This window comes from Paraburkholderia dilworthii (genome assembly GCF_000472525.1).
In the GTDB taxonomy this organism is placed as follows: Bacteria; Pseudomonadota; Gammaproteobacteria; order Burkholderiales; family Burkholderiaceae; genus Paraburkholderia; species Paraburkholderia dilworthii.
This window is the reverse complement of the sequence record NZ_KI421431.1, coordinates 101,911-117,961: the sequence shown is the minus strand read 5'-3', so window position 1 is coordinate 117,961 and position 16,051 is coordinate 101,911. Positions and strand designations below refer to the sequence as shown.

The 16,051-nt window shown below is 62.4% G+C and carries 15 protein-coding genes; 5 read left to right on the top strand and 10 right to left on the bottom strand.

Translation table 11 applies throughout. The annotated features are described in order from the left end of the window. Positions 1–27: 27 nt before the first annotated feature. Together F759_RS0136195 and F759_RS0136190 are read left to right on the top strand one after the other, a co-directional pair. Positions 28–1,203: a PQQ-dependent sugar dehydrogenase gene (locus F759_RS0136195; RefSeq protein WP_036026375.1), complete on the top strand. Its 1,176-nt coding sequence runs from the start codon at positions 28–30 to the stop codon at positions 1,201–1,203. A 243-nt stretch (positions 1,204–1,446) separates the two neighbouring features. Next, entirely contained in the window at positions 1,447–1,914 is a 468-nt protein-coding gene (locus F759_RS0136190; RefSeq protein ID WP_027804024.1) for an NINE protein, read from the top strand. Between the two features lie 22 nt (positions 1,915–1,936). Here F759_RS0136190 and F759_RS0136185 read toward each other — a convergent pair whose 3' ends face one another. Together F759_RS0136185 and F759_RS0136180 are read right to left on the bottom strand one after the other, a co-directional pair. Then, the gene (locus F759_RS0136185) at positions 1,937–3,082 is read right to left on the bottom strand and encodes a PA0069 family radical SAM protein (RefSeq protein ID WP_027804023.1); all 1,146 of its coding nucleotides are present in this window, start codon (positions 3,080–3,082) and stop codon (positions 1,937–1,939) included. Between the two features lie 117 nt (positions 3,083–3,199). Further along, complete coding sequence (locus tag F759_RS0136180; protein WP_027804022.1) at positions 3,200–3,688, bottom strand: Lrp/AsnC ligand binding domain-containing protein; 489 nt, start codon at positions 3,686–3,688, stop codon at positions 3,200–3,202. Positions 3,689–3,854: 166 nt separating this feature from the next. On the opposite strand from F759_RS0136180, the gene F759_RS0136175 reads away from it, so the two are divergent. Then, positions 3,855–5,141 carry a D-amino acid dehydrogenase gene (locus F759_RS0136175; RefSeq protein ID WP_027804021.1) on the top strand — a complete coding sequence of 429 codons (1,287 nt, stop codon included), beginning with the start codon at positions 3,855–3,857 and terminating at the stop codon, positions 5,139–5,141. 142 nt (positions 5,142–5,283) lie between these two features. On the opposite strand, the gene F759_RS0136170 is transcribed toward F759_RS0136175, so the two are convergent. The 6 genes from F759_RS0136170 to F759_RS0136145 form a co-directional block, all read right to left on the bottom strand. Then, positions 5,284–7,074: an acyl-CoA dehydrogenase gene (locus F759_RS0136170; RefSeq protein WP_027804020.1), complete on the bottom strand. Its 1,791-nt coding sequence runs from the start codon at positions 7,072–7,074 to the stop codon at positions 5,284–5,286. Between the two features lie 114 nt (positions 7,075–7,188). Next, positions 7,189–8,124 carry an electron transfer flavoprotein subunit alpha/FixB family protein gene (locus F759_RS0136165; protein WP_027804019.1) on the bottom strand — a complete coding sequence of 312 codons (936 nt, stop codon included), beginning with the start codon at positions 8,122–8,124 and terminating at the stop codon, positions 7,189–7,191. 14 nt (positions 8,125–8,138) lie between these two features. Further along, the gene (locus F759_RS0136160) at positions 8,139–8,888 is read right to left on the bottom strand and encodes an electron transfer flavoprotein subunit beta/FixA family protein (RefSeq protein ID WP_027804018.1); all 750 of its coding nucleotides are present in this window, start codon (positions 8,886–8,888) and stop codon (positions 8,139–8,141) included. A 238-nt stretch (positions 8,889–9,126) separates the two neighbouring features. Next, positions 9,127–9,924: a MetQ/NlpA family ABC transporter substrate-binding protein gene (locus tag F759_RS0136155; protein WP_027804017.1), complete on the bottom strand. Its 798-nt coding sequence runs from the start codon at positions 9,922–9,924 to the stop codon at positions 9,127–9,129. 15 nt (positions 9,925–9,939) lie between these two features. Beyond that, entirely contained in the window at positions 9,940–10,593 is a 654-nt protein-coding gene (locus F759_RS0136150; RefSeq protein ID WP_027804016.1) for a methionine ABC transporter permease, read from the bottom strand. Then, positions 10,583–11,617, bottom strand: a complete 1,035-nt coding sequence (locus F759_RS0136145) for a methionine ABC transporter ATP-binding protein (protein WP_027804015.1) — start codon at positions 11,615–11,617, stop codon at positions 10,583–10,585. The genes F759_RS0136150 and F759_RS0136145 overlap by 11 nt, the downstream gene beginning before the upstream one ends. A gap of 241 nt (positions 11,618–11,858) precedes the next feature. Between F759_RS0136145 and F759_RS0136140 the strand changes: the two genes are divergently transcribed. After that, complete coding sequence (locus tag F759_RS0136140) at positions 11,859–12,782, top strand: alpha/beta hydrolase (RefSeq protein ID WP_027804014.1); 924 nt, start codon at positions 11,859–11,861, stop codon at positions 12,780–12,782. Here F759_RS0136140 and F759_RS0136135 read toward each other — a convergent pair. Both F759_RS0136135 and F759_RS0136130 read right to left on the bottom strand, forming a co-directional pair. Continuing rightward, positions 12,779–13,579 (bottom strand): enoyl-CoA hydratase, encoded by an 801-nt coding sequence (locus F759_RS0136135; RefSeq protein WP_027804013.1) that lies wholly within the window; start codon positions 13,577–13,579, stop codon positions 12,779–12,781. The two genes, F759_RS0136140 and F759_RS0136135, sit on opposite strands and share 4 nt — an antisense overlap. A gap of 52 nt (positions 13,580–13,631) precedes the next feature. Next, the gene (locus F759_RS0136130; RefSeq protein ID WP_027804012.1) at positions 13,632–14,555 is read right to left on the bottom strand and encodes a histone deacetylase family protein; all 924 of its coding nucleotides are present in this window, start codon (positions 14,553–14,555) and stop codon (positions 13,632–13,634) included. A 288-nt stretch (positions 14,556–14,843) separates the two neighbouring features. Between F759_RS0136130 and mltB the strand changes: the two genes are divergently transcribed. Continuing rightward, positions 14,844–16,001, top strand: a complete 1,158-nt coding sequence (gene mltB / locus F759_RS0136125) for a lytic murein transglycosylase B (protein WP_027804011.1) — start codon at positions 14,844–14,846, stop codon at positions 15,999–16,001. The last annotated feature ends 50 nt before the right edge of the window (positions 16,002–16,051 follow it).

Below are 16,051 nucleotides of genomic sequence, written 5' to 3'. Positions count from 1 at the left end.
GCGCAAACGCCTGAAGAACCTGACGGAATGCCTGTGAAATCACTGCCGCGAACCGCCCTTCTGCTCCTCGTTTTCGCCGGTCGGATAGCGAACGCCAGACTCGCGCGCGGACTTCGCACCGCAGCGGCGGCGCTGCTGGCCGTCAGCGCGTGCAGCGCGCTGGCCACGCCGCCCATCGAGCAAATCAAACTGCCGGCCGGCTTTCGCATCGAAGTCTTGTCGGACGCGGTGCCGAGCGCGCGGGGCATGGCATTATCCCCGAACGGCATTCTCTATATAGGGAGCCTTGACGGTCACGTCTACGCGCTCGAACTGCAAGGCGGACACGCCACCGCACGCCATATCGTGGCCTCGGGTCTGGAAGCCCCGGTGGGCGTGGCCTGGCACAACGGCGCGCTGTACGCCTCAGCGGTGTCGAGAATTCTCCGCTTCGATTCGATCGACACGCGCCTGAATGCGCCCCCCAAGCCAGTCGTAGTCACGGACAAGTTGCCCGGCGAGACCCATCACGGCGCCAAATTTATTGCCTTCGGACCGGACGGCAAGCTCTACGTGCCCCAAGGCGCGCCCTGCAACGTCTGCCTGAAAGACCGTGACCGCTATGCGATGATCGGCCGCATGGACGCGGACGGCAGTCATTACGAAGTCGTGGCGCGCGGTGTGCGCAACACGGTCGGATTTGCATGGCATCCGGCGACGCACGAGCTCTGGTTCACCGACAACGGCCGCGATCTGCTAGGCGACGATGTACCGGACGACGAGTTGAACCGCGCCCCGCGCGCCGGCATGGATTTCGGCTTTCCGTATTGCCACGCCGGCGTCATACCCGATCCGGAATTTGGCCCGGGCCACCCGTGCAGCGCATTTACGCCACCGGTCGCTAGACTTGGCGCACACGTCGCCGCGCTCGGTATGCGTTTCTATAGCGGCTCGATGTTCCCGCCCGACTACCGCGGCAACGTTTTCATCGCCGAGCACGGTTCCTGGAACCGCAGTAAAAAGTCCGGCTACCGCGTTGTACGGGTCATTACCGAACCGGACGGCAGTCATACCCGGCAGGAAGTGTTTGCCGAGGGATGGCTCCAGTCGGGAGAAACCGCCTGGGGCCGGCCAGCCGATGTGCTGCCGCTGCCCGACGGGTCACTGCTCATCAGCGACGACTACGCCGGCGCGATTTACCGCGTCACTTACTCTGCGCCTTGAGCGCCTTTCCCGCTGCCGCACATTTCGGCGACCTGCCGCCAGATCGATCCGACGGCGCTATTACCTAGGATCGGCCAAAGAACGCGGCACGCTCCGCACCCGGCCGCACCGCTACGGTGACGTTGTACGCCGCGTGACCGCTCGCACGCGAGCGGCGTAGAATGCGCGACGGTCCGCGGCCAACGGCGCGCCGTTCCTTTCGACGGCCTGTTGCCGGCCGCCCGTTACTCTGCCCTCGCCCACATGCCCACGCCTGCTTCGACCTCGACTTACTTCCGATCCAAAACGATCACTGCCGCACTCGCTTTTTTTCTGGGCACCCTCGGCGCGCACCGCTTCTATTTATACGGACAGCGCGACATTTATGGCTGGGCCCATCTGATCGGCACATTGATCGGCATTCCAGGCGCGATGCTGCTCGTGGCCAGCGAACGCTCCTCTATGCTCGGCTGGGCGCTGGCGTTTCCCGGCGCCGTTTCGCTTCTGGCCGCATTCCTCGCCGCGATCGTCTACGGTTTGCGCCCCGACGAAAAATGGGACAGACAATTCAACGCACGCACGCAGCGCACAAGCCGCTCGGGATGGACCGTTATCTTCGTGGTGATATTTTCGCTGCTGATCGGCGCCTTCCTGTTGATGAGCGGTCTCGCCATTTCCTTCCAGACCTACTTCGAAGGTCAGGTGCAGGCGGCGAAAGCGCTTTCGCAATAGTCACGCACTCTGCGTCGATTCACTAGAAAAGATCGAGTTGCGGATTATCCCGAGTTGCCGCCGGAATCCGCGGCGGCTCACTACGCCGAAAATGCGACATGTCCAGAATGCCGCGGTCGCGCTGGTTCAGTCCTAAACGGCGCACGGCTTTGTGGAATCGCTGCTTGAGCAGATCGGCCCATAAGCCTTCGCCCTTCATTCGGGTGGAAAAAGACGAGTCGTAGTCTTTGCCGCCCCGCATGTCGCGCACGCGCGCCATCACCCGCTCAGCGCGCTCCGGAAAGTGCGCGGCGAGCCAGTCTTTGAAGAGCGGCGCGACTTCCCACGGCAGACGCAGCACGATATAGCTCGCATTGCTTGCGCCGGCTTCCGCGCAGGCCTCGAGCACGCGCTCCATGTCGGGCTCGGTGACAAACGGAATGACGGGCGCAATGCTCACGCCGACCGGAATGCCGGCCTCGCTCAATGTGCGGATAGTGCGAAGCCTACGCGACGGCGTTGCCGCGCGTGGTTCGAGCGTACGCGCAATCTCGGCGTCTAGCGTGGTGATGGTAATGGCCGCCATGAACTGGCCGCGAGCCGCCATCGGCGCAAGCAGATCGAGATCGCGCTCGATCAGCGACGACTTTGTAATCGCCGCAAACGGATGATTGCGCTCGCTGAGCACCTCGACGACGCGCCGCGTGAGTCGCCAGTCGCGTTCGGCGGGCTGCCAGGCGTCGGTATTCACACCAAGCGCGATCGGCTCCGGCTCGTACGACTTCTTGGAGAGTTCTCGCTCCAGCAACTCGGGCGCGTTGACCTTTGCATAGATCCGGCTTTCGAAGTCGAGCCCTGGCGAAAGTCCCAGATAGCTATGCGTGGGCCGCGCGAAACAATAGATACAACCGTGCTCGCAGCCGCGGTACGGATTGAGCGACACGCCGAATGGAATGTCCGGCGACGAATTACGCGTGAGAATGCTCTTCGCCCTTTCCTCGAACACCTGTGTGCGCAGAACCTTCGGCTCTTCGTCTTCGTCCAGTGCGGCGAGCCAGCCGTCGTCCACCGCCTCACGCTGGTCGACTTCGTAGCGGCCCTGCAAGTTCGTCACTGCGCCGCGACCCTTGCGAGGGGCCGGTGGCGCAATGGGAAACTCGGCGGCGGAATGGGAGTCGGGTTCAGTCACGGCAAACAATGGCAAGCGAGGGCAAGCAACGGAAAATTGAAACGGCGCGCTAAACCTGTATAAATATACAGTGTTTACGCCGCTTGTCGAGCCCCCGGGTGGCACGTAGCGCGCGGCTTAGTCGCCTACCGGAATCGTCAGCGTTTCCTTGATCTCCTCCATCACCACATAGCTTTTCGACTGCACCGCGCCGGGCAGTTGGAGCAGGATGTCGCCCAGCAGCTTGCGGTAGTCGGCCATTTCGCCGATGCGCGCCTTGATCAGGTAATCGAAGTCGCCGGATACGAGATGACACTCGAGCACTTCCGGAATTTTCTGCACTTCGCGGCGAAACTGGTCGAACATGTTGCCGCTTTTGTGATCAAGGGTAATTTCCACGAAAACTAGCAGCGCGGCGCCCAACTCGGCCGGATTAACGCGGGCGTAGTAACCGGTGATGACGCCGTCGCGCTCCATCCGTTTGACGCGCTCGATACATGGCGTAACCGAGAGCCCGACTTGCTCGGCGAGGTCTTTCATGGCCATGCGGCCGTCCTGCTGCAGCAGGCGAAGAATCTTGTGGTCGAGCTTGTCCAGCGACCGGACCGGCTGGCGTTGCGTACGCATAGTGTTTCTTCTGAAAATCGCAAAAATACAATAACAAAACCTGTTGTGTCGCCAATAGTATAGCGGTTACCACTGGGCGTACCGCGTTTCACCTCGTTAATCGAATGAATTCAAAACGAACTGACGAGCGCATCGCCCGCGAATCTTGCGAATTTCTGGAGCAGCTATGCGAGTCGTCGTTTTGGGCAGTGGCGTCGTCGGCGTGACGAGCGCGTATTACCTGGCGCGTGCGGGTCATGAAGTAACGGTTATCGATCGTGAGGCGGGCCCGGCGCTTGAAACCAGTTTCGCCAACGCCGGCCAGATCTCGCCGGGCTACGCGTCGCCGTGGGCAGCGCCTGGCGTGCCGCTCAAAGCCGTCAAATGGATGTTCCAGAAACACGCGCCCCTCGCAATCCGCCTCGACGGCACGCAGTTCCAGCTCCAATGGATGTGGCAGATGCTGCAGAACTGCACCGAATCGCGTTACGCGGTCAACAAAGGCCGCATGGTGCGCCTTGCCGAGTACAGCCGCGATTGCCTGCAAGCGCTGCGCGCCGAAACCGGCATCGGCTATGAAGGACGCACGGGCGGCACGCTGCAGGTGTTCCGCACGCAACAGCAATTCGACGGCGCGGCGAAAGACATCGCCGTGCTGCGTGAAGCCAAGGTGCCATACGAACTGCTGTCGGCAGCAGAACTGGCTCAGGCGGAGCCGGCGCTCGCCGCCGTCTCCCACAAGCTGACGGGCGGCCTGCGCCTGCCGGGCGACGAAACCGGCGACTGCCAGATGTTCACCACCCGCCTTGCCGCGCTGGCCGAGCAGTTGGGCGTTAAATTCCGCTACAACACGCCAATCGACGCACTCGCCATGACGGGCGACCGCATTGCCGGCGTGCAGTGCGGCGGTGAACTGGTGCGCGCCGATTCGTTCGTCGTCGCGCTCGGTTCCTATTCGACGAAATTCCTGTCCGGTCTCGTGAAGATTCCCGTGTATCCGCTGAAGGGCTACTCGATCACGGCGCCTATCGTGAACGAAGCCGCGGCGCCAGTTTCCACCGTGCTCGACGAAACGTACAAGATCGCGATTACCCGTTTCGACAACCGGATTCGCGTCGGCGGCATGGCTGAGATCGTCGGTTTCGACAAGTCGTTGCGGCAAGCGCGCCGCGAAACGCTGGAGCTCTGCGTGAACGACCTGTTCCCAGGCGGCGGCGATACGTCGAAGGCGAGCTTCTGGACCGGCCTGCGGCCCATGACACCGGACGGCACGCCAATCGTCGGCCGCACGCCAGTGGCGAATCTGTTCCTGAACACAGGCCACGGCACACTCGGCTGGACGATGTCGTGCGGTTCGGGTCAACTGCTGGCCGACGTCATGTCGGGCAAGCAGCCCGCCATCAAGGCGGACGATCTGTCGGTGCATCGCTATCTCGGCGAGACCGGCGGGGCGCATCGTCCGGCTTATGCATGAAGCCTCTCAAGTGAAGCGTGACGCATAACGCGTCGCCACCCGGTTCGTGATCGCACGAAGCGGTTCGGCAAAAACAAACGGCGCCTTGCTACAAGGCGCCGTTTGCATTCGGACAGCGGTCGCTGTCAGACCTTAAGCCGCATCAGAACTGATCCGCCGACAAACCCAGCACGCCCTCGTCGCCCTTCGCAGTGACGATCGACGCCTCGAGCGCGGTCGCGAGCGGCAACACATGCTCCGCATAGAACTGCGCAGTCGCGATCTTAGCGCCGTAGAACGCCGGGTCTTCGTCGCGCTTCTGAGCGGCCACCAGCAGTGCGCGCGCCATTTGCCAGCCGCCGAGCACAATGCCGGCAAGCTTCAGATACGGCACGCTGCCCGCAAACACGGCGTTCGGATCGTCCTTCGTGTTGGCGACGACGAAATCGACTACAGCGCTCAACGAGTGCTGCCCCTGCAAGAGATACTTTTTCATTGACTCGAACGCCGGGCCTTGCTGCGCACCGAGCGATTCCACTGTCTCAGCGACGCCCGCAAGCAGCGACTTCGCGACCTTGCCACCGTCGCGCACCGTCTTGCGGCCGATCAGATCGTTGGCCTGAATGGCGGTCGTGCCTTCGTAGATCGGCAGAATGCGGGCATCGCGATAGTACTGCGCGGCGCCCGTTTCTTCGATGAAACCCATGCCGCCGTGAACCTGCACGCCAAGACTCGTCACGTCGATCGATAACTCCGTGCTCCAACCCTTCACGATCGGCACGAGGAATTCGTAAATCGCCTGATGTTCGGCACGCGTCACTGCGTCCGGATGACGATGCGCGACGTCGCAATGCCCGGCCGCCACATAAGCGAGCGCCCGCGACGCTTCAGTGAGCGAGCGCATCGTCGACAGCATGCGGCGCACGTCCGGATGCTGAATGATCGCGACCGGCTGTTTCGCGGAGCCATCGACGGGACGGCTTTGCACGCGATCCTTCGCATAGGCCACCGCCTTCTGATAGGCGCGATCCGATACGCCGACGCCCTGCATACCCACGGCAAAGCGAGCCGCGTTCATCATGATGAACATGTACTCGAGGCCGCGATTTTCCTCGCCGATCAGATGCCCGATTGCGCCGCCATGATCGCCGAATTGCAGCACCGCGGTCGGGCTCGCCTTGATGCCGAGCTTGTGTTCGATCGACACGCAATGCACATCGTTACGCTCGCCGAGCGAACCGTCTTCATTGATCAGAAACTTCGGCACGATGAAAAGCGAGATGCCCTTCACGCCTTCGGGCGCGTTCGGCGTGCGCGCCAGCACGAGATGCGCGATGTTCTTCGCCATGTCGTGCTCGCCCCACGTGATGAAAATCTTCGTGCCGAAAAGCTTGAACGAACCGTCGCCTTGCGGCTCGGCGCGCGTGCGCACGAGCGCGAGGTCGGAGCCGGCCTGCGGCTCGGTGAGATTCATCGTGCCGGTCCATTCGCCGGAAACGAGCTTGGGCACATAGGTCTGTTTCTGCGCGTCGGTGCCGGCGGTCAGCAGCGCTTCGATTGCGCCGTCGGTGAGCAACGGGCACAGCGCGAACGACAGATTCGACGCGTTCAGCATTTCGATGCATCCGGTCGCGATCAGCTTGGGCAGCCCCTGACCTTCATAGTCGACGGGATGCTGCACGCCTTGCCAGCCGCCTTCGGCAAATTGGCGGAACGCTTCCTTGAAGCCCGGTGTCGCCGTGACTACGCCGTCTTTCCAACTGCTCGGATTGCGATCGCCTTCGACATTCAGCGGAGCCAGCACTTCGCCGCTTAGTTTCGCCGACTCTTCCAGCACGGCTTGAGCGGTGTCCAGGTTCGCGTCTTCGAAGCCCGGCAGCGTCGCGATCTGTTCGAGGTTCGCCAGTTCCTTCATCACGAACAGCATGTCCTTGATGGGCGCCGTATAGCTCATTTCTATTCTCCTCCTGCCTTGATGGAAAAAGGGCGCCGGACTTGTGCGGTCCCGCGCCCTTCGTATACCGCCAAACGCCTTTAGATGGCTTTTATGTGGCGCTCAGACGCTTGCTTAGCCGAGTTCGCTCACGAGTTCCGGCACAAGCGTGAACAGATCGCCCACGAGGCCGTAATCGGCGACGCTGAAAATCGGCGCTTCCGGATCCTTGTTGATCGCGACGATCACCTTGCTGTCCTTCATGCCCGCCAGATGCTGGATCGCGCCGGAGATGCCGACCGCTACGTACAGTTGCGGCGCGACGATCTTGCCGGTCTGGCCGACTTGGTAGTCGTTAGGCACGAAGCCCGCGTCGACGGCCGCACGCGATGCGCCGAGCGCCGCATTGAGCTTGTCCGCCAGCGGCTCGAGAACCTTGGTGTAGTTCTCGCCATTGCCCAGACCGCGCCCGCCCGAGACGATGATCTTCGCCGACGTCAGTTCCGGACGATCGAGCTTCGTCACTTCGCGGCTGACGAACTGCGAGATGCCTGCGTCGGCTGCGGCTTCGATTTTCTCCACGGATGCGCTGCCACCCTCGGCGGCAACCGCGTCGAAACCGGTCGTACGCACAGTGATGACCTTGATCGGATCGGCCGATTGCACCGTCGCGATTGCGTTACCCGCGTAGATCGGACGCTCGAAAGTGTCGGCGGAATCCACTGCCGTAATGTCGCTGATCTGTGCGACGTCGAGCTTGGCAGCGATGCGCGGCGCGATGTTCTTACCGTAAGCGGTTGCGGGCGCAAGGATATGCGAGTAGTCCTTCGCAATGTTCAGCACCGTTGCCTCGACGTTTTCCGCGAGCCCTTCGGCCAGTTGCGGCGCGTCGGCCAGCAGCACCTTCGAAACACTTGCGATCTTTGCGGCTGCGTCCGCTGCGGCCTGCGCGTTTTGACCCGCGACCAGCACGTGAATGTCACCACCGATCTTCTGCGCGGCTGCAATGGTGTGCAGCGTGGCGGCCTTGATCGATGCGTTGTCGTGTTCTGCTATTACCAGATTCGTCATTTGCCCTGTCTCCCTCACAGCACCTTGGCTTCGGTCTTCAGCTTCTCGACCAGCGTCTTCACATCCGGCACCTTGACACCGGCGGCGCGCTTGGGCGGCTCGACAACCTTGAGCGTCTTCAGACGCGGCGTGACATCCACGCCGAGGTCTTCGGGCTTGATCGTTTCCAGCGGCTTCTTCTTCGCCTTCATGATGTTCGGCAGCGTGACGTAGCGCGGTTCGTTCAGGCGCAGATCGGTCGTCACCACCGCGGGCAGTTTCAGCGACAGCGTTTCAGCACCGCCATCCACTTCGCGGGACACGGTCGCCTTGCCGTCCGCGACGACAACCTTTGACGCAAACGTCGCTTGCGGCAGGCCAGCCAGCGCGGCAAGCATCTGGCCGGTCTGGTTCGAATCGTCGTCGATGGCCTGCTTGCCGAGAATGACCAGTTGCGGCTGCTCCTTGTCGACCAGCGCCTTCAGCAGCTTTGCGACAGCGAGCGGCTGCAATTCTTCCGCCGACTCGATCAGGATCGCGCGATCCGCGCCGATGGCCAGCGCCGTGCGCAGCGTTTCCTGCGATTGCGTCACGCCCGCCGACACGGCGATCACTTCGGTCGCGACGCCCGCTTCCCTCAGACGCACCGCTTCCTCAACCGCGATTTCGTCGAACGGATTCATCGACATCTTCACGTTCGCAATGTCGACGCCCGTGCCGTCCGACTTGACTCGAACCTTCACGTTGTAATCGACCACTCTCTTGACTGGCACCAGGATTTTCATGCACACGCTCCAAAGTTACGAATACGTCAACCCAACGGACATTATAACGACTGCCCTCATGGCAGCCTTGTCGCGGGCGCTTCAGCACGAGGATATCGCTCCCCAGCGGCGTGACGGCAGTATCGAACGATCGTTCTATTTTAATCGCAAAAAAACCCCGGCGGCAACCCCGGGTTCCCACTTAACGACTCTAATTCTCATATCGCCGGCGTGTCTTTGGGTGTCTGAACCTGTCAGATCACCACGCCGTGACTACCGAGCCGCCGAACTTGCCCTCGACAAACTGCTTCACTTCCGGCGAATGGTAGGCCGCCACCAGCTTCGCCACCCAAGGCTTGTTTTTATCGGCCTCGCGGATCGCGATCACGTTCACGTACGGACCCTTCGGATCTTCGATTGCAATCGCGTCCTGCTTCGGCTTCAGACCCGCTTCCATCGCGAAGTTGGTGTTGATCGCCGCAGCGTCCACATCGTTGAGCGAGCGCGGAATCTGCGCGGCGTCGAGTTCGACGATTTTCAGCTTCCTCGGATTGTCGACGATGTCGAGCGGCGTAGCCTTCAGGCCCGCCTCGGCGCGCAGCTTCAGGAGCCCCTGCTTTTGCAGTAGCAGGAGCGCCCGGCCGCCGTTGGTCGGATCGTTCGGCACCGCGATTTTCGCGCCCGGCTTCAGTTCCGCCAGCGTCTTCACTTTCTTCGAATAGATACCCATCGGATAGGTGACCGTATCGGCGACGCGAATCAGCTTGTAGCCACGGTCTTTGACCTGCGCCTGCAAGTACGGGTCATGCTGATAGCTGTTCGCGTCCAGATCGCCGCCCGCGAGCGCCGCGTTCGGCTGCACGTAATCGGAGAATTCGATGATCTTGATGTTCAGGCCGTTCTTCGCCGCGACGGTTTTCACGACTTCCATGATCTGCGCGTGCGGACCGCCGGTGACACCGACCTTGATCGTGTCTTCAGCGTGAGCCGCATTGGCGGCGAACAGCGACGCGGCCCCGAGTGCCGCGACCAGCTTGAGAATGAAACGACGTTGCATGATGGACCTTTTGATTTATTTATGGCTCAGACGACGCACGAGCCAATCCCCGAACGACTGCACCAACTGCACGAAGACGATCAGAATCACGACGACCGTCAACATCACTTCCGGCAGAAAACGCTGATACCCGTAGCGAATGCCCAGGTCGCCGAGACCGCCGCCGCCGATTGCGCCCGCCATCGCCGAATAGCCGACCAGTGAGACGAACGTGATCGTCAAGCCGGCGACCACGCCCGGCAGCGATTCTGGCAACAACACCTTGAATACGATCTGGCTGGTGGTCGCGCCCATCGCCTGCGCAGCCTCGATCAGACCGCGATCGACTTCCCGCAGCGCCGTTTCGACGAGACGCGCGATGAACGGCGCCGCAGCAATCGTCAGCGGTACGACGGCCGCGGCCGTACCGATCGACGATCCGACGACGAGCCGCGTGAACGGAATCACCGCCACGAGCAGGATGATGAACGGCGTCGAGCGCACCGCATTCACGACCACGCCCATTGCTCGATTCACCGCGACGTTCTGCAATACACCTTGACGGTCCGTCAGATACAGCAGCACGCCGAGGGGCAAACCGACCGCCGCGCCGACCAGCCCGGAAATACCTACCATGACGAGCGTTTCCCAGAACGACTGGACGAACATATCGAACATTTCACTCAACATACGAGAGCTCCTCCACCACCACACCCTGTTCGCGCAGATACGCGAGCGCCTGCGCCACTTTCGCCGGTTCGCCGCCCGCGAGCACCGCGAGTGAGCCAAACGCCTGCCCCTGGATCTCGTCGATCTGGCCGTGCAGGATGTTGAAGTCGAGTTCATAGCGGCGGATCGTCTCAGAGAGAATCGGCTGGTCGACGCCCGAACCGGTGAACGCGAGGCGCAGCAAGTGACCGCTGCCGGTCTTCAGACGCTCGGCGACGCGCGCCTTCATCGCGGGCGGCAGTTCCTGTGCGATCACGTCGCCGATCAGCGCGCGCGTGACTTCGTGGTGCGGCTGAAGGAACACGTCGATCACCTTGCCCTCTTCGACAACGCGGCCCGCGTCGAGCACGGCGACGCGGTCGCAAACCTGCTTGATCACATCCATCTGATGCGTGATCAGCACAATGGTCAGGTTCAGTTCGCGATTGATGCGCTTGAGCAGTTCGAGAATGGCCCGGGTGGTTTCGGGATCAAGCGCGGAAGTCGCTTCATCCGAGAGCAGCACCTTCGGCTTGCTTGCCAGAGCCCGCGCGATGCCTACGCGCTGCTTCTGCCCGCCGCTGATTTGCGCGGGGTAACGATCCTTCTGCGCGGACAATCCCACCAGGTCGAGCAGCGGCACCACATTCGCCTCGATTTCGTCGCGCTTCATGCCGGCGAGTTCGAGCGGCAACGCGACGTTCTCGTACACCGTGCGCGACGACAGCAGGTTGAAATGCTGGAAGATCATGCCGATTTCGCGGCGCGCTTCGCGCAATTGCGCGGCGGGCAGCGTGGTCAGATCGCGGCCGTCGACGACGATATTGCCTTCCGTGGGACGCGTCAGCAGGTTGATCGTACGCACGAGCGTGCTCTTGCCGGCGCCGCTGCGGCCGATGATGCCGAACACCTCGCCCGCGGGAATCGACAGGTTGACGTTGTGCAGCGCCTCGACCCAGCCCCGGGGTCCGGCGAACCGCTGAGAGATATTGCGTATTTCGATCATGGAAAAACGAAACGGCGGAGTTGCCGACGAGCGTGGTGCGCTCCCCCGATCAAGCGGCCGCCGTTACTTTTATTGGGATTTGAGCCCGCGATTCTACCGTAGCCCTGACATTCGCTTTAATAATCAATTTCGATTTTTTCATAACTAATAGACATTAGAGGAGCGCGTGTGCGGCACGCTGCCCGCGCAGCATGGCGTCGGTCTATGATCTCGCGGAGTCAAGTTCAACGGACGTGCCGTTATGGGAACTTCCCAAAACAGAATCGCCACGGTCGACCAGAACGGCGCGGACAGCGTCGGGCCTCTGCGCTCCTCGGTCGCCACGGCAGATAACGTGGAATTGCCGCTATTCCGCTGGCCTGCCACCGGAACGCCCCGCGCAACGGTTGCGCTGATCCACGGATTGGCCGAGCATGCGGGCCGCTATTCGGCGCTGGCTGCCCGCCTCAATGCGGTCGGCGTCGAACTGCTGGCAATCGACTTACGCGGCCACGGCCGGGCACCCGGCAGGCGCGCATACGTCGAAAGGTTCGACGATTACCTGCTCGATGCGCAGGCTTTGTTCGGCGCCGCTGCGCAAGCCCATCCGCATGTACCGCTATTTCTGATGGGCCATAGCATGGGCGGCGCGGTGGCCGCGCTGTACGCGATCGAGCGTCTCGGCCCCGCTCGCGATGAGCGCGGCGGCTTCGTGAGCGGCCTGATCCTGTCGAGCCCTGCGCTCGCGCCTGGCCGCGACGTGCCTCGCTGGATGCTCAAGCTGAGCCAGGTCATCAGCAGCGTCTGGCCGGGCTTCCCGGCGATGAAAATCGACGCCGCCCTGCTCTCGCGCCTGCCAGCCGTGGTAGACGCGAACCGCAACGACCCGCTCGTGCATCACGGTGCGATTCCGGCACGCACGGGAGCGGAATTGCTGCTGGCAATGACGCGCATCGAATCTCGCCGAGCGGCGCTGCGCATGCCGCTCCTCGTCTTTCACGGCACCGCCGACAAGCTCACCGAACCTGAAGGCAGCCGCGACTTCGGTCAGCACGCCGGCTCGGCCGACAAGACGCTGCGGCTCTACGAAGGCAGCTTTCACGAGACGATGAACGACATGGACCGCGACCGGGTTATCGGCGAACTGATCGAGTGGATCGATCAGCGAGTGGAGCACGTGCGTTAGCGATTCCAGTCGGGCGGGCGCTTGTCGATGAATGCCTGCACACCTTCTAGCGCCGAGTCGTCCATCATGTTGCAGGCCATAGTCTGGCCGGCGAGCTGGTACGCGGCTTCAATACCCATTTCGAGCTGCCGGTAGAAGAGTCCCTTGCCGGCACTCACGGCTTCGACGGGCTTCGCGCAAATGCTAGTGGCGAGCCTTGCCACTTCGGCATCGAGCGAGTCCGTGGGCACCACGCGATTGACGAGGCCCTGTTGCCTGGCCTCGGCCGCATCGATGAAATCGCCGGTCAACAGCATTTCAAGCGCGGCCTTACGCGACAGATTGCGCGACAGCGGGACCGACGGCGTCGCGCAGAACAGCCCGAGATTCACGCCCGAGACCGCAAAGCGCGCAGTATCGGAAGCCACGGCGAGATCGCACATGGCGACCAGCTGGCAGCCGGCCGCCGTCGCAACGCCGTGGACACGCGCGATCACCGGCTGCGGCAGGCGCTGGATCGTCATCATGAGTTTCGTGCAGCGGGCGAACAGTGCCTGGTAATACTCAAGCGACGGCGACGCACGCATCTCCTTCAGATCGTGTCCCGCGCAGAACGCGCGTCCGGCGCCGGCGATCACGACCACGCGCGCTGGCGATCCAGCGAGTGCGTTCAACGCTTGCTGCAATGCGTCGAGCAAAGACTCCGAGAGTGCATTGAAGGCGTCGGGCCGGTTCATCGTCAGACGGACGACGCCGGGCACGCCGTACGCGTCCGATTCCGTTTGGATCAGCGAAGCGCTCAGCGCATCGGCATTCATGGCTCGCTCCATTTCAGTGACCGGCGGCCGCAGCATGCGGTGCGGCGACTCGTCAGATTTCGGCTAGGGCGCGCACGTGTGCGACGACGCTGCGTCCAAGCGCGGACAGGTTGTAGCCTCCTTCGAGGCAACTCACGATCCGCCCGCCCGCATAGCGTTTCGCGATGTCGCGCATCTGCTCGGTGATCCACACGTAGTCGTCTTCGACGAGGCCCATGTTTCCCAGATCGTCCTCGCGATGCGCATCGAAGCCCGCGGAAATGAACAGCATTTCAGGCTTGAATTCATTCAGACGCGGCAGCCACAGCATGTCCACCGCCTCGCGCACGGCCATGCCTTTCGAGCGCGCCGGCATCGGCACATTGCACATGTTGGGCGCCTGATTGTCGGCGCCGGTGAACGGATAGAACGGATGCTGGAAGATGCTGCACATCAGCACGCGCGAGTCGCCGGAAAAGGCTGCCTCGGTGCCGTTGCCGTGGTGCACGTCGAAGTCGATGATCGCGACGCGCTGCAAGCCGTGCACCTCGAGCGCATGACGCGCGGCGATCGCGACATTGTTGAAGAAGCAGAAGCCCATCGCACGCGCGGGCTCGGCGTGATGACCGGGCGGGCGCACACTGCAGAAGGCGTTGTCGAAGCGCCCTTCGATGACCGCGTCGGTGGCCGCCACCGCGGCGCCGGCAGCGCGTAGCGCCGCCTGCAACGTATGCGGATTCATCGACGTGTCGGGGTCGATCTCAGCCATGCCTTCCGCGGGCGACAGGCTGCGTACGTAATCGACGTGCGCCTGCGTGTGCACGCGCAGCAGCGCCGCTTCGTCGGCGAGCGGCGGCGACTCGCGTTCGATCAATGCGTCGATGCGGCTCGCGATCAACTGATCTTCGATGGCCTGCAGCCGTGCCGGGCATTCGGGATGCCATTGCCCCATGTCGTGCAGCAGACAGTCGGCGTGGGAATAGAAGCCTGTTGCCATGATTTTCTTCTGCGGCGCGTCGCCTTAGAAGCGTGCGCGGCGTGTCTCCATCCAGGGGCGCGCGCCCACGGCGCGCCAACACTCGTCAAGTTACCACACGACGTGGCTGTGACGCGCCCGGCACAGTTTCGCAGAAGGCCTCGGGTATACTGCCCCGATCCGTTTTCCTCCTGTCTTCGTCCTTTCGCACTGCGCCCCCAGCTCACTATGACCGTCAAGCTTGCCCTGTCTGCACGAATCCGGCTCAGCACCCGAACCATCGCCGCCGCACTCTCCATCGCATCGTGCATGTTCATGGCAACCACTCCGGCTCTCGCGCAGAGCGCCGGCAAGAAACCGCCGGCGCTGCTCGCTCAGGCACAGCCGCAAAGCGCGGTCCCGCAAGGGCAAACGTTTGAAGAAGAGATCATCCCCCAGCGCTACGCGAACAACGCGAATGTCGATGCGTTCATCAACGACATGGTGGCGCGCTACGACTTCGACGCATCGTCGCTGCACTCGCTTTTTTCCGGCGTGAGTTACTCGGCGACCGCGGTGAAGCTCGTGACGCCGTCGCCCTCGCCCGCGGTAAAGAACTGGCGTGTGTACCAGTCGCGCTTTCTCGATCAGATCCGCATCAACGCGGGCATCCGCTTCTGGCGCGCGAATCAGGCCACGCTGCAACGCGCGTACGAGGAATTTGGCGTGCCGCCGGAGGTGATCGTCGGCATTCTCGGCGTGGAAACGATTTATGGGCGCTTCATGGGCAACTTCCGCGTGCTCGATGCGCTGACCACGCTCAGTTTCGACTACCCGAACACGGTTAATCGCGCGGACCGTCAGGCGACCTTCCGCAAAAATCTCGAAGACTACCTGGTGTGGACGCGCGATTCGCAGATCGATCCGACCACGGTGCTCGGCTCGTATACCGGCGCGATCGGCATTCCGCAATTCCTGCCGAGCAGCATCGTGCAGTATGCGGTGAGCTACGACGGCAACAAGGAAATCGATCTGCGCACGAGCCAGGCAGATGCAATCGGCAGTGTGGCCAACTATCTGCGGCAGAACGGCTGGGAAAACGGCCGGCCCGTCGTATGGAAGATCGGAACGGACGCCGGCAGCCTCGGCGTCGCACAAGCCGCTGCCGACGGCGCGCCGGAGCCGCATTGGCCGCTCGCCCAGTTGTTGCGCGCGGGGCTGCTGCTCAATGAGCCGGACTTGAATGTCGCGTCGGAGGCGGGAACGCCTGTGACGGTGGTCGACTTGCCGTCGCCGGGACGCGGCACCGAATTTATGCTGGGCCTCAAAAACTTCTACGTGCTTACGCGCTATAACCGCAGCTTCTTTTATGCGCTCGCGGTTTATCAGCTGGGGGAGCGCATCAAGTCGCAGATGCAAGCGAGCGACGCCGCTAATCCGGCCAATGCCTTGAACAACGCGGCACCGCCGAGCGCAGCTTCTCAGTAATTCGTGAAGTGAGCCGTTGGCTCGTTTGGGTGTGGTGATAAAAAAAGCGC

Bases quoted from the DNA above. Each gene is read 5' to 3' on its own strand.
- F759_RS0136195 (WP_036026375.1), top strand. From the start codon at position 28: ATGCCTGTGAAATCACTGCCGCGAACCGCCCTTCTGCTCCTCGTTTTC.
- F759_RS0136190 (WP_027804024.1), top strand. From the start codon at position 1,447: ATGCCCACGCCTGCTTCGACCTCGACTTACTTCCGATCCAAAACGATC.
- F759_RS0136180 (WP_027804022.1), bottom strand. From the start codon at position 3,688: ATGCGTACGCAACGCCAGCCGGTCCGGTCGCTGGACAAGCTCGACCAC.
- F759_RS0136175 (WP_027804021.1), top strand. From the start codon at position 3,855: ATGCGAGTCGTCGTTTTGGGCAGTGGCGTCGTCGGCGTGACGAGCGCG.
- F759_RS0136170 (WP_027804020.1), bottom strand. From the start codon at position 7,074: ATGAGCTATACGGCGCCCATCAAGGACATGCTGTTCGTGATGAAGGAA.
- F759_RS0136165 (WP_027804019.1), bottom strand. From the start codon at position 8,124: ATGACGAATCTGGTAATAGCAGAACACGACAACGCATCGATCAAGGCC.
- F759_RS0136160 (WP_027804018.1), bottom strand. From the start codon at position 8,888: ATGAAAATCCTGGTGCCAGTCAAGAGAGTGGTCGATTACAACGTGAAG.
- F759_RS0136155 (WP_027804017.1), bottom strand. From the start codon at position 9,924: ATGCAACGTCGTTTCATTCTCAAGCTGGTCGCGGCACTCGGGGCCGCG.
- F759_RS0136150 (WP_027804016.1), bottom strand. From the start codon at position 10,593: ATGTTGAGTGAAATGTTCGATATGTTCGTCCAGTCGTTCTGGGAAACG.
- F759_RS0136145 (WP_027804015.1), bottom strand. From the start codon at position 11,617: ATGATCGAAATACGCAATATCTCTCAGCGGTTCGCCGGACCCCGGGGC.
- F759_RS0136140 (WP_027804014.1), top strand. From the start codon at position 11,859: ATGGGAACTTCCCAAAACAGAATCGCCACGGTCGACCAGAACGGCGCG.
- F759_RS0136135 (WP_027804013.1), bottom strand. From the start codon at position 13,579: ATGAATGCCGATGCGCTGAGCGCTTCGCTGATCCAAACGGAATCGGAC.
- F759_RS0136130 (WP_027804012.1), bottom strand. From the start codon at position 14,555: ATGGCAACAGGCTTCTATTCCCACGCCGACTGTCTGCTGCACGACATG.
- mltB (WP_027804011.1), top strand. From the start codon at position 14,844: ATGTTCATGGCAACCACTCCGGCTCTCGCGCAGAGCGCCGGCAAGAAA.